This window comes from Chryseotalea sp. WA131a, from assembly GCA_025370075.1.
Taxonomy (GTDB): domain Bacteria; phylum Bacteroidota; class Bacteroidia; order Cytophagales; family Cyclobacteriaceae; genus ELB16-189.
This window is the reverse complement of the sequence record CP073016.1, coordinates 2,023,356-2,035,771: the sequence shown is the minus strand read 5'-3', so window position 1 is coordinate 2,035,771 and position 12,416 is coordinate 2,023,356. Positions and strand designations below refer to the sequence as shown.

Sequence of the window (12,416 nt, the reverse complement as noted above, 5' to 3'; positions counted from 1 at the left end):
ATCAGGTTCGTTTTAAGGGACAGTGATGTGTGGGGCGGAAAACAGAGTGCGGAAAAATGGTGATGCCATAACCGATTTTACCAAGCACAGGAATGGCGATGAAAATGTGGCCGTGGTTTCCCCCAACAGTTCCATTTTCTTTATCATGGCAGTCACTTTTGGAGATTCAAAACGTAAATACTTTTTCAAGTTGTATGCCAGTGCGGCCATGATCACATGCTTGTTGGCTTGGCGTATGCCCCGCGTGTTCACACGCTTCATGTTCATAAAGTTGATCAACGTACCCAACACGGGCTCAACTGTTTTGCTGCGGATGCGGCCCATTTGTTTGGCATAGGGTGTTTGCATTTTTTTATGCATCACATCGTAGAGTGGTTTATGGATGCTGTCCTCTATCTTTTTAAACTTGGTGCTCTTGCCGCAACAGGCCACGCGCAGGGGACAATCTTTGCAAACCGATTCGCTGCTCCGATATGTTTTTTTCTGATACCCTTTGCGATCTGATCTTTCACCTTTGCAGGGCAGTATTGCTTTTTTCCCACGCTGGCATCCATACTGATCTTTCTGTTGATTGTAGATAAACCCTTCGCGGTGCGCTATGTATTGCCCAAAGTTGGGGATGTAGGCATCCACATTTTTTTCCTTCAGGTACTTTAATGCCTCACCGCTAGAGTAGCCGGTGTCGGCCGTGATTTCCTGTAGTGCCATGTTGTTGTCGGCTAGATTTTCTTGTGTGAGATCAAGGATATTGGCCATACATTGGGAGTCCCTTTTGTCAGCAAAATCGGCACATGCCCCTGTGATGACATGGTGGGCATCGTCCACGGCCACTTGCCCAAGGTAATTCAACTGCCGTGCCTTGCCGGGCTTTACGGATATGCGCGCATCAGGGTCGGTGGGGGAATGGTGGGTGTGGTTGCTCAAGAACCTGGGGCGTATCAAGTTGCCGTGTTCATCTACTTGCTTGGGGTTGGTATTGCTTGGTTGACCATGATAGGCTTCTGCCTTCCAAGCATGATGTTGATCTACTTGCTTTTTCTTTTCTGTGGTAACGGTGCTTTTCGCTTTGTCCCCATGCTTTATCTTTTCTTCGCTGCCTTCGTTGAGTTCATCGGCATAAGCTTGGGCATCGTCTGTGATTTCCTTTTCAATAAGGGAGCCCAAGCTGGCATTGGCTTTGATGAAGGCACTGTCGATTGCTTGCCGCTTGCCACGCACCATTCCTTTGTCAACACAGAGGCTGAGGATCTTTTTGAACAAGGTGATGAATACTTCTTCCCCATAGAGTTGGCGTGTTCGGCTGATGGTGCTGAACCAGGGCAGCTCTTCATCAATATCGTAGCGGAGGAACAAGCGCACGTCCAAACAGTTGGAGCAGTGGCGCAGCAACTGGCGGTCGCTATTGATGTTGTTGAAATATCCCACCAAGATAATTTTGAAGAACACCACCGGGTCTATACTTTCATTTCCCTCTGAGCCATAGTACTTACTGGTGGCTTTGTAGAGGAAATGGAGGTTGAGGGCAGCGTCCAGTTTTCTGTAGAAATTGTCTTGGGGGACAAGCATGTCCAAGTGGACCTGGTACATGATTTTTGGTGAGAGGTCTTTTCGTCCTTGCATGGTGCAAAGATAATTTTCATTAGTATATTTATAAAGTAGTTGTGCAACAGGCACAAAATGTTTGCGCAATGGTGCGGTGACGTGTAAGCTCAAAGTGTTATCTTCGTTCAACGTTTGGTTTCGGGAACAGGACGCGGCTTCGAAAGCCCCGCTCGAACGCAAATACTCACGTTATGGCACATTTTCGAGACAACCAAGCAACTTAGTATTACCGACATGAAGAGACTTTTAGCAGTAGGACTTTTTTTGATTTTTTCAAATTTAAGCGGACAGGATTTCAAATTAATTGAGAACTGCACATCGTCAATACGGACAATAAATCCGACTGACACTAGTTTTAGTGATCTCGAGTTTCTTGTTCCCATTTTAGAGTCGAAACGAATCGTTTTATTGGGTGAACAAGAACACGGTGATGGAGCAGCTTTCGAAGCTAAAATAAGACTGATTAAATTTCTTAATAAAAAGTTAGGCTTTAAAATAGTTGCATTTGAAACTCCATTTTACAGCACATTGACCACGTGGGACAAATTCGTAAAAGACCAAGCAAATATTGAAGAGGTGGAAAAGTCACTTGTCTACAAACACTGGGCTAATTCAGTTGAAATGCAGCCACTTTTCGAAATAGCTAAGACCAAGGAAATCCAATTAGCCGGAATTGATTTGCCATTTCTTAGAAAGATTGAAATAGAACAATACGTAAAGAGTGTTGATTCGATAACTAGAAATTCACGTATTCCTAACAATCCAATGTTTAAATCCATTTTAGTTGATTTGCTAACGAAGGGGATTACGTTCATTCCTGAAGTGAATGATCAAAAGATTTTTTTAAACCAAATCAATACGACTTTAAGTGAACTAGCCGAAAGAAGTGACTACCAAGCAATTTTTTGGAGACAAGAATTTAAGAATCTCTTGGCCCTTGGAACAGCATGGTGGCAGAAGGATGCACACACTAGGAAAAACTGGTGGTCAAGCGGAAACATCCGTGACAAGCAAATGGCCGATAATATAGCTTGGCTAACTACCGAAAAGTACAAGAATCAGAAAATCATTGTTTGGGCTGCCAATTATCATATTGCTAGAAATGTGAGTTCAGAGGTAATGAGGGATAAGTACTTTGAAAATACTAAGGCTGCCGCAATGGGTGATTATTTATCGGAACTTATGAACGACAACATTTACTCAATTGGACTAGTAAGTTACAAAGGAGTGCGATCCGTACCTGAAGATAACTTTAGAAACATTGAAATGAAACCTAGGACTAAAGGTAGCATTGAAAGTTTTTTGAATACAAATGGATTTGATTACTCGTTTGTAAATTTCCAGTCGTGCGGTATAGAGTCTAAATTTAGAATGGCTGGATTTTTTCACGATGAGCTAGTAGGAAATTGGAATCGTGTTTTCGATGGAATACTTTTCATAAAGCAAATGACTCCTATAACATTACGTGTGCAGAAATAGATACATTAGATAAAGCTCAAAAAAATGAAGAAGATCCCATTTTTTCAATGTTTCCTAGCGGTTCTGTTAATTACTCAATATTCAAAAGCTCAGGATTGGGATGGATTTTCACAAAACTTTGATGTGACAGCATACCAAGGAGGCGAATTTAGGTTTAAGGGATTTGTTAGAGCTAATTGCGCCAACGGTGAAGCTAGTGCAAGGCTAATGGCAAGAGTGGATAAAAAGAAAGGTTATAGTTTCCTCGACAATATGAAAGACCGTCCAATAACAACTGACAGCTGGAATCAATACATAATCGAAGGTAAAATTGATAACGGTGCCCAAAGACTATTTATAGGTGCGATGTACTTAGGAAAAGGTAAATTCTATTTTGACAATTTTAGTGTAGATATAAAAGGAAAAAATGGAAACTGGGAGAAGCTAGATTTGGTTAATCCAGGATTTGAAGAGCAATCATCTAAGACCGACTGGAAATCGTTCTTTGATCTTGGATTTGAAACCCATTTAGTGGGTGATAACCCATCTGAGGGAAGTTACTGTTTGCTGGTGAATACAAACATTAAGTCCCTCAAAGGTAAATTTGTATCCGCAAATGGAATAAATATTCACTACGAGACGTACGGTAAAGGTGATACCATCTTACTACTTCATGGTAATTCCATGTCAATTGATTCGTTTAGCAAGCAAATCCCAGTGCTGGAAAAGCAATTTTTTGTTGTAGCCGTTGACTCGCGTGGTCAAGGTAACACCACCAAAGACGACAGAAAAATAACTTACGAACTAATCGCAGATGATGTTAACTCTTTGTTAGATAAATTGAATTACAAAAACGTAAACGTTTTTGGCTGGAGCGATGGTGGTAATATAGGCCTAATTCTAGCAATGAATCACCCCGATAAGGTCAAACGTTTAGCAATAATGGGAGCAAATCTATTTAACAATAATACTTCCATTCGGGACGAAATTAATGATCAGTTAAAAAAGGAGAAAGAGCAGTTGATAAAGCAAAAAAGGCAAAACGATATGTTTAGAATTGAGATGATTGACCTTCTTCTGAATGAACCAAAAATAAATCCTGATAGTCTTAACAAAATCAAATGTCCGACTTTGGTAATGGCTGGCTCCAAGGACGTTATCAAAGAAAATCATACAAAGCTAATTGCAAGTAAAATTTCACGAGCAGACTTGGTAATATTTGACAAGGGGACGCACTTCGAACCATGGGAAAACCCAGAACGTTTCAACAAGACGTTAATGGAGTTTTTTGACAGGAAGTGAAAACGTGCCATAACAAAAGCTTGTTGCAAGCGGGCGGGACGGTGCGTCATTGAAGTGTGTAGTTCTTTATTTATCTTTATCACGTGGGAAAGGGCGAAGGTTTTTATTTGCCCGCCTGCCACAAGCCAAACGTTAGCGGGCATTTTCGCGGACGTACCAAACGACAGCTTATGCAAAGTGACAAATTATATTATCGACTTTTTAAATACGGACTTCTTTTCGTTGGACTCTTAATCCTGGTACTCGCTTTGACATCTTGGTTCATGCCAGATTCAATGACAATCAATGGCGAAAAAGGAACTAGAGACATTTTCGTAACTTCTATACTTGGACTTTTTGGACTGTTTTTTATCCTGACTTTCATTGCCATTAAGGACAAGTTTGCAGTTGTAAAACTTGGTAACCAGACAATTCAAATTGAACACCACGGACAAGACGTTGTCGTTAACTGGTTGGACGTAGAAAGCATTTCGCAAATCCAGTTTGTTCACCCACCACTTTATAAAATTAAAACTAGGGGCAACGAAAGTATTTTATGGTTTAACACAGAACCAAAATACTTTAATATAGCGGGCTTTGTGACGGACATAAGCGACATGGGAGAATTTATCAAAAAGAAAAAGAAAGAACTGGGTATATGAAAACGCCCGCTAACAAAATGTCCTATGTATATAGGATAGTTGTCAATAGCGAGAAATAAATTTCTTTTGAAAGCAAGAGGTTGTTTTAGCCCCCTGCCTTCTCAAGTTATTCTGTTGGTCGTTTAAAATTAGTTTTACGTTTCCATATCTGCAAGTTTTTTTTCATTATCCATTACCAGCATCCTATGAGTAGATACCACAAGGGTTGGCACTACAAGCTTCTTTGATTAAACCGATAATTTTATAAACAAGCTGCTACATGCTTTGCTGAAGTCAATACTTCGCTGTTTGGGTATGTCACGATGACAAATTTTGTTTTGTAGTCAGCTTGTTGTACTGAAAGCTCCCCTTACTTAGTAGCATCCAAAATTAAAGATTTCCAGGTGAACTTGGCATCCTGTTGGAATGTGGGAAACTCCACCCCGCTCAACGGGTGGTGGAGTTTTCCATATTTCAACAGGAACTGCGAAGGTGTTCTGTATCCTAGGGAGCTGTGCGGCCTTTCATTGTTGTAGACCCACATCCAAGCTTGCGTGAGGAGCCGTGCCTGGTTAAGGTTTTCAAAGGCATAAGCATCTAGCACTTCTTCGCGGTACGTTCGATTGAATCGCTCGATGTATCCGTTTTGTTGCGGCTTGCCCTTCTCGATGAACACAAGTTCGATGCTCTCACCACACCAATCTTTCAACGCCTGGGCGATAAACTCAGGGCCGTTATCGACACGGAGCCGCTCGGGTTTCCCGCGCCATTCCACTACGCGGTCAAGTTCACAGACCACGCGCTTGCTGGTCAGGCTGGTATCGATGGTGATGTTGAGTATTTCACGGTTAAAATCATCGATGACGTTAAAAGCCCGGAATGGTTTTCCATGCAAAAGGCCATCGTGAATGAAATCCATCGACCAGGTCAGGTTATGGTGCAGGGGCTGGAGCAAAGGCTGTTTAACCCAGATTTTGCAGTAGAATGAAATAGTGACAAGGTGTCTTATATTTGAATATGGAACACCACTATACCGATAAATTAGTAACAGCGTGGGGCGGGATGAAAGAGATGAAAATATTGATTGACCAAACTGGGATCAGCAAGAAGTTGGCCGAGCTTGGTTTGCCTGAGAGCAAGAGTAACAACCGGATAGATGCCGTGGGTATAATAGAGAGTTTTTGGGTGGGCATCTGGATTGGTTGCTTTCGTTTTAGTCACACAGCGGTGGTGCGGGTTGATGAAGTGTTGCGCCAGATATTTGGATGGAAGCGGGTTGCTTCGGGGACCACCTTCGGGCGGTTCTTTAAAAAGTTTACGCCCTCAATGAACCACCAAATTTTCATTGAACTGTACACGTGGTTTTTTGAGCAGATCCAATTCGACAATTATACGTTGGATATGGACAGCAGTGTGATCACCCGTTACGGGGAACAGGAAGGCAGCAAAAAAGGGTACAACCCCAAGAAGCCTGGCCGTGGCAGCCATCATCCCTTGTTTGCTTTTGTCAATGACATACGCATGGTGGCCAATTGCTGGAACCGCAGCGGCAATACAGGGAGCAACAGCAACTGCATCCATTTTTTAGAAGAGACCTTTGCCATCCTCAAAAACAAAACAGTAGGGTTGTTCAGGGCCGATAGTGGGTTTTGTACCGGTACAGTCTTGGATTTCATTGAGCAGAGAAATATCCCCTACGTCATTGCCTGTAAGCTGTATGCCAATTTACAAGCCAGCATTTATGGTATCACCCAATGGAATGCGATAGGCGAAGGCTTATGGGTATCGGAAATAAACTACCAGCAAGGCGGCTGGGGCAAAGCCCGTAGGATTGTGGTCATCAAACAAAGTGAAGAAATCAGGGCCAGGGCAACGGGTAAGAAGCTCAAGACATTATTCAGCAGCATGGGCATAGCGGACGAAAAAGTGTACCGCAAAAGGTACCATGCCTTTGTCACTAACCAAGCCCTGCCGGCAACAGAAATATGGGAACAATATAAGCGCAGGGGTGATGCCGAAAACAGGATCAAGGAGTTGAAAGAAGATTTCGGTACAGAAGGCTTTTGCATGGATAGTTTTTGTGCTACTGAAACAGCTATGCGCTTTGTGATGGTAGCCTATAATTTGATGAGCCTATTCCGGCAAATAACCCATCAAAAACAGCCACAGCCCAAGCTTTCCACATTAAGGTTCAACTGCTTTGCAGTTGGAAGTTGGGTAGAGCAAGAAGCCCAAAAATGGGTACTGAAAATGTCCGTCCCACTCAAAAGAAGGCAATGGTATGATGGATTATTCTCAAATGTCCAAAATATAAACCTGCCACTAAGTCTGACTGAATAGTTCTACTGCAAAATCTGGGTTAAAGTAAAATGGACAGGTTTTTATTTTTCCTTTTAAAAGCAATGTCGTTAAGTTAAGCTATACATAGCGACTTAAATAATGCAGCATAATTTATGTATTGTTTCATTTGGCTTTCCCCACTCTTTCATTTGTTTTTTTATAATTAACTCTACTTCGCCCAGTGTGGAGAAATATTTATTGTGGGTACATTTCCTGCGTGTTATCTTCCAAACCCGCTCAATATTGTTTAGATCGGGACTGTATGGTGGCAAAAACATTAGGCCGATTTTATCCTGGTTTTCCGATAGCCACGACTTCAACAAAATAGCATGGTGATATCTTGCGTTGTCCAGAACCACGATCAATTTCTTCCCGCGTTTTCTTGTCTTGAGGACTTTTTTTAAGAACGCCAAAAAGGTCATTGCGTTGAACACTTTGGTTAGCATTGTTGTCATCTGTCCAGTACTTGCACTTACCACCCCGAAAAGTGATATGGTTTTCCGTGTGGGGGCATGAAGCAAAACGGGGTCTTTATCTTCGGGCGGAAACCACATTTTGCACCTTGAACCATGCTGCTGAAAATGACATTCATCCTCAAAACGCAAATCGTTATTTTTGTTTATTGCCATCAAAAGGAGTTTTTTTAAAAGCCTTTTTGGCTTTTGGGTCTCCATTTGCAATTAGTGGGCGCGGCTTTCGTAGTCGAAATCCCATCGAATTAAATATCCGTTGGCATTGACGGACGCCCAGTTCAACCTTATACTTTTTTTTAAGGTGGGCGGACATCAACTTACCATCCCAAAAATTCTGTCCATAAGAAAAATCGACAGGGCTTTTGCGTAAGTCATCACCTAATTGTTGCCATTGCTTCTCGCTTAGACTACCAGGCCGACCTGACTTTCCTCCTTCTGCCAAACCAGAAAACCCTTTGCTGTTAAAACTTTTTACCCATCTCTGAATAGTAGTAGGGGATTGACCAAACAATTCTCCCACGGTATAACAATCATAGCCGTTAAGAACCAACAATAAACCGTGTAGCCTATGATCGTACTTGGAATCATCCGATCTGTGTATCTCCTGTTGGATGGCTATGTGCATGTTCTTGTCGTCTTTAATAAATAACCGTTTCATTTGTCTTCATTTTTAGTTTGTTGAAAACAAAGATAACAATTTAATAATTATACTGCATTACTTATGTCGCTGTGTATAGATGTGTTTGTAGTTCATATAGTGTTGTTGCTTGGGCCTGTGGTTGCGTGGGTTTTTTCTGTTGGGCCTTACTATTTCCCTTGTGTTATATACAATATCATCAAAGGCGGCAATGGCCTGTTTTATCTTGCTTTTTAAGAACATGCTTATGGCCACTGCTTTGGTATTGGCATAAGCGGTTGTCCTGTTTATTTTCTGGGGATGTTTCAAGTCTTTGTTGGCCGCATATTCTGCTTTTACCTTTTGCTCGATGGGGAAGGCGAAGGCTGCGCACAGGCTCATCATCATGGCCTTGGCATAAATGTCCTGCTTGACCGACACTGCGGATTTTCCTGTGAAGGCTTCGATGTTGACCCTTGATTTGAACATTTTAAAGCCCTCCTCTATGCCCCAACGCAAGTGATAGACTTCTTTAAAGTCTGCAAGCGGATATTTCTGTGTGTCCAACAAAGAGGTACACAGGATTTCGGTAAGGCCATTGTCGAGCAAGACTTTTACTAACCTGCATTTCACTTTTTGTTTCATTTCTGGGTACTGGGCCCCGTATTCTTTTCTGTCTTTGTCAGAGGGTTCAAACACAACTTCACTATCCACTGCGTTGCTTTGCGCAAAGCTGTTGACCTGTAACCACCAGTCCTCTTTCATGCGCACACAAAATTCGATCCCCTTGCCGGCCAGGATACCCAACAACGCTTTGCTTGGATAACCCCTGTCCATGAGCAACAGGTCGCCTGCCTTTACTTTTTCTAAATGCTTGTACAATAACGATTTTTCACTGCCCCCCTGGGCTGCCACTTGCGCATCAAGGGTAAGGTAATTGCCCACATCGTAGAGAAAAGATACCGTTGCCAAGCTTCGCTGTACATCGGCATTGGGGCCATAGCCCACTGTACCAAACCCCTGGGCAATGTCTTCACTGTTGGGCAATAAAAGACGGCTTCCATCCAGGCCAAGCACACGGTGGTTGTTATATCCAAGGTAAGGGGCACCTTCATAAAATTCGTTGCAAACCAACTCATTGAGCTCTAAAAATGCTTCCGGCTTTAATTGCTTGCGGCTTTGGCTAAAAGCACTTTTGGTGATGCCACGGATATTGAATTCCCTTCCGTGGGCCTCACGTATAAACTTGTCCATCTCACGTTGGAGCGAGGAGTTGCCCATCGTTAACATGCTCACTATCAAATGCTCAAAGGGAAGTTTCCGGACCCTTGTAAATGCCCCCTTCGAACCGTCTTTTGAACGGCTTTTAAAATTGTCATTTGATATGTGGTTTAATAGTTTCTCGGATAGGTTTTCTCGGTACTGGTCAGATACAGGTTCGAATGCAACATGCCCCTTATACTATGCCATAAAAATAATCACTTTTAATCGTCATTTCCTTAACTTAACGACATTGGCAGTAGAACTCAAATATTCCGTCCGAATTGAAGATTATTTGGCCAAATGTCGTATGTGTTTTTAGTAAAGCACTAAAAATTATGTTGGTGTCTACTATTATTTTCACTTAATAAATCGTCTGCGGTTTTTGCTCCACCAACCTTTTTTAATTTCTTTGGCCAATTTGTCAACATCGTCCTGCTTTGCTTGGGATTTATCTGTCGCCTCTTTATAGATCAAGTAGTTAATAAGGTTTTGAAGCCCCTCAGTGTCGATGTAGGATGGAAGTCTGATAATTACCTCTTTTTTTGTCCGTTCAATTACCATTTTGTTAAAATTTATCCTCTAAAGTCGTTCTTTATTTTGTCAATCGCAAAATGGCCGCTAGTCGAGTCACCCAAGGGAGTTTCACCCTTAGGTTCTCACGGAACCGTACGTGAAAGTCTCCCTTCATACGGCTCTTCCTGTTTAATCACAAATGTATTTCTACATTATGGATATACCAATTGCTTGGCTGTGATCTCGTTTCAAATTAAAAAATCTTCCCATTGCTGGTTGTCGTTAGATCTGAAACCAAACAGGCTAAGTCCTTCGCTCCATTGCCTTTCGGCAACTTCTCAACTACTACAACTTAGTCCGTCACTGCTATCTCGTGTTACCCTTACACGATCAATGGCTTTTCTGCTCATCGATACGATAGCAACTTCTCTTGTTCCATACAAAAGCCTATGTTGAAGTCTTGTTCGCTTTACCCCGGATGGTATGTCATCGGTAATCAGATCGCCCTTGACACTCTTAACAGGCGTAAACGTAACCACCTGCTTTCACCATCGCTTCTTTAACATTACGAGGCGTCAGTCGCGAATTCACTCTATTCAACTCTTCAACACGCATCTTCGGGAATCTTTGTTCCCATTTTTCCTTATCGTTCACCACCAAAAGCATTTCTACTTTTAGCAGCATAAGGTGATTTGCAAACTCCTTCTGATAGGCGTCTGCGGAAGTCCTTTCCTTCTATCTTAAATTATTCGTTGGCCAGTTCGGTTCGCTCGACTTCCACACGGGGGTAATCTAATTGAGAAGCCTTCCATCTCTTGTACAGCATCATCGTCCTTACAACTGGACTTTGTTCAACCCAGATTTTGCAGTAGAATGAAATAGTGACAAGGTGTCTTATATTTGAATATGGAACACCACTATACCGATAAATTAGTAACAGCGTGGGGCGGGATGAAAGAGATGAAAATATTGATTGACCAAACTGGGATCAGCAAGAAGTTGGCCGAGCTTGGTTTGCCTGAGAGCAAGAGTAACAACCGGATAGATGCCGTGGGTATAATAGAGAGTTTTTGGGTGGGCATCTGGATTGGTTGCTTTCGTTTTAGTCACACAGCGGTGGTGCGGGTTGATGAAGTGTTGCGCCAGATATTTGGATGGAAGCGGGTTGCTTCGGGGACCACCTTCGGGCGGTTCTTTAAAAAGTTTACGCCCTCAATGAACCACCAAATTTTCATTGAACTGTACACGTGGTTTTTTGAGCAGATCCAATTCGACAATTACACGTTGGATATGGACAGCAGTGTGATCACCCGTTACGGGGAACAGGAAGGCAGCAAAAAAGGGTACAACCCCAAGAAGCCTGGCCGTGGCAGCCATCATCCCTTGTTTGCTTTTGTCAATGACATACGCATGGTGGCCAATTGCTGGAACCGCAGCGGCAATACAGGGAGCAACAGCAACTGCATCCATTTTTTAGAAGAGACCTTTGCCATCCTCAAAAACAAAACAGTAGGGTTGTTCAGGGCCGATAGTGGGTTTTGTACCGGTACAGTCTTGGATTTCATTGAGCAGAGAAATATCCCCTACGTCATTGCCTGTAAGCTGTATGCCAATTTACAAGCCAGCATTTATGGTATCACCCAATGGAATGCGATAGGCGAAGGCTTATGGGTATCGGAAATAAACTACCAGCAAGGCGGCTGGGGCAAAGCCCGTAGGATTGTGGTCATCAAACAAAGTGAAGAAATCAGGGCCAGGGCAACGGGTAAGAAGCTCAAGACATTATTCAGCAGCGTGGGCATAGCGGACGAAAAAGTGTACCGCAAAAGGTACCATGCCTTTGTCACTAACCAAGCCCTGCCGGCAACAGAAATATGGGAACAATATAAGCGCAGGGGTGATGCCGAAAACAGGATCAAGGAGTTGAAAGAAGATTTCGGTACAGAAGGCTTTTGCATGGATAGTTTTTGTGCTACTGAAACAGCTATGCGCTTTGTGATGGTAGCCTATAATTTGATGAGCCTGTTCCGCCAAATAACCCATCAAAAACAGCCACAGCCCAAGCTTTCCACATTAAGGTTCAACTGCTTTGCAGTTGGAAGTTGGGTGGAGCAGGAAGCCCAAAAATGGGTACTGAAAATGTCCGTCCCACTCAAAAGAAGGCAATGGTATGATGGATTATTCTCAAATGTCCAAAAAATAAACCTGCCACTAAGTCTGACTGGATAG

The 12,416-nt window shown here is 42.7% G+C and carries 12 protein-coding genes; 5 read left to right on the top strand and 7 right to left on the bottom strand.

Going from position 1 to position 12,416, the window contains the following annotated elements:
* Positions 1-12: 12 nt before the first annotated feature.
* Entirely contained in the window at positions 13-1,620 is a 1,608-nt protein-coding gene (locus KA713_09160; GenBank protein ID UXE68715.1) for an IS1182 family transposase, read from the bottom strand.
* 216 nt (positions 1,621-1,836) lie between these two features.
* Here KA713_09160 and KA713_09155 point away from each other — a divergent pair, with 216 nt between their 5' ends.
* The 3 genes from KA713_09155 to KA713_09145 all read left to right on the top strand — a co-directional run bounded on the left by KA713_09155 (position 1,837) and on the right by KA713_09145 (position 5,003).
* The gene (locus tag KA713_09155) at positions 1,837-3,081 is read left to right on the top strand and encodes an erythromycin esterase family protein (GenBank protein UXE68714.1); all 1,245 of its coding nucleotides are present in this window, start codon (positions 1,837-1,839) and stop codon (positions 3,079-3,081) included.
* Positions 3,082-3,105: 24 nt separating this feature from the next.
* Entirely contained in the window at positions 3,106-4,362 is a 1,257-nt protein-coding gene (locus KA713_09150) for an alpha/beta fold hydrolase (protein UXE68713.1), read from the top strand.
* A gap of 83 nt (positions 4,363-4,445) precedes the next feature.
* Complete coding sequence (locus tag KA713_09145; protein UXE68712.1) at positions 4,446-5,003, top strand: hypothetical protein; 558 nt, start codon at positions 4,446-4,448, stop codon at positions 5,001-5,003.
* Between the two features lie 349 nt (positions 5,004-5,352).
* On the opposite strand, the gene KA713_09140 is transcribed toward KA713_09145, so the two are convergent.
* The gene (locus KA713_09140) at positions 5,353-5,937 is read right to left on the bottom strand and encodes a transposase family protein (GenBank protein UXE68711.1); all 585 of its coding nucleotides are present in this window, start codon (positions 5,935-5,937) and stop codon (positions 5,353-5,355) included.
* A 62-nt stretch (positions 5,938-5,999) separates the two neighbouring features.
* On the opposite strand from KA713_09140, the gene KA713_09135 reads away from it, so the two are divergent.
* On the top strand, positions 6,000-7,322 hold the full coding sequence (locus KA713_09135) for an IS1380 family transposase (GenBank protein UXE68710.1): 1,323 nt from the start codon (positions 6,000-6,002) through the stop codon (positions 7,320-7,322).
* 92 nt (positions 7,323-7,414) lie between these two features.
* On the opposite strand, the gene KA713_09130 is transcribed toward KA713_09135, so the two are convergent.
* From KA713_09130 to KA713_09110, 5 genes are all read right to left on the bottom strand, one after another.
* Positions 7,415-7,951 (bottom strand): IS630 family transposase, encoded by a 537-nt coding sequence (locus KA713_09130; protein ID UXE68709.1) that lies wholly within the window; start codon positions 7,949-7,951, stop codon positions 7,415-7,417.
* Complete coding sequence (locus KA713_09125; GenBank protein ID UXE68708.1) at positions 7,932-8,453, bottom strand: transposase; 522 nt, start codon at positions 8,451-8,453, stop codon at positions 7,932-7,934. The genes KA713_09130 and KA713_09125 overlap by 20 nt, the downstream gene beginning before the upstream one ends.
* A gap of 57 nt (positions 8,454-8,510) precedes the next feature.
* Positions 8,511-9,797, bottom strand: coding sequence for an IS4 family transposase (locus KA713_09120; GenBank protein ID UXE69088.1), 1,287 nt, complete (start codon positions 9,795-9,797; stop codon positions 8,511-8,513).
* A gap of 234 nt (positions 9,798-10,031) precedes the next feature.
* Positions 10,032-10,235 carry a hypothetical protein gene (locus KA713_09115; GenBank protein ID UXE68707.1) on the bottom strand — a complete coding sequence of 68 codons (204 nt, stop codon included), beginning with the start codon at positions 10,233-10,235 and terminating at the stop codon, positions 10,032-10,034.
* 468 nt (positions 10,236-10,703) lie between these two features.
* Positions 10,704-10,871: a hypothetical protein gene (locus KA713_09110; protein ID UXE68706.1), complete on the bottom strand. Its 168-nt coding sequence runs from the start codon at positions 10,869-10,871 to the stop codon at positions 10,704-10,706.
* A gap of 222 nt (positions 10,872-11,093) precedes the next feature.
* Here KA713_09110 and KA713_09105 point away from each other — a divergent pair, with 222 nt between their 5' ends.
* Complete coding sequence (locus KA713_09105) at positions 11,094-12,416, top strand: IS1380 family transposase (protein UXE68705.1); 1,323 nt, start codon at positions 11,094-11,096, stop codon at positions 12,414-12,416.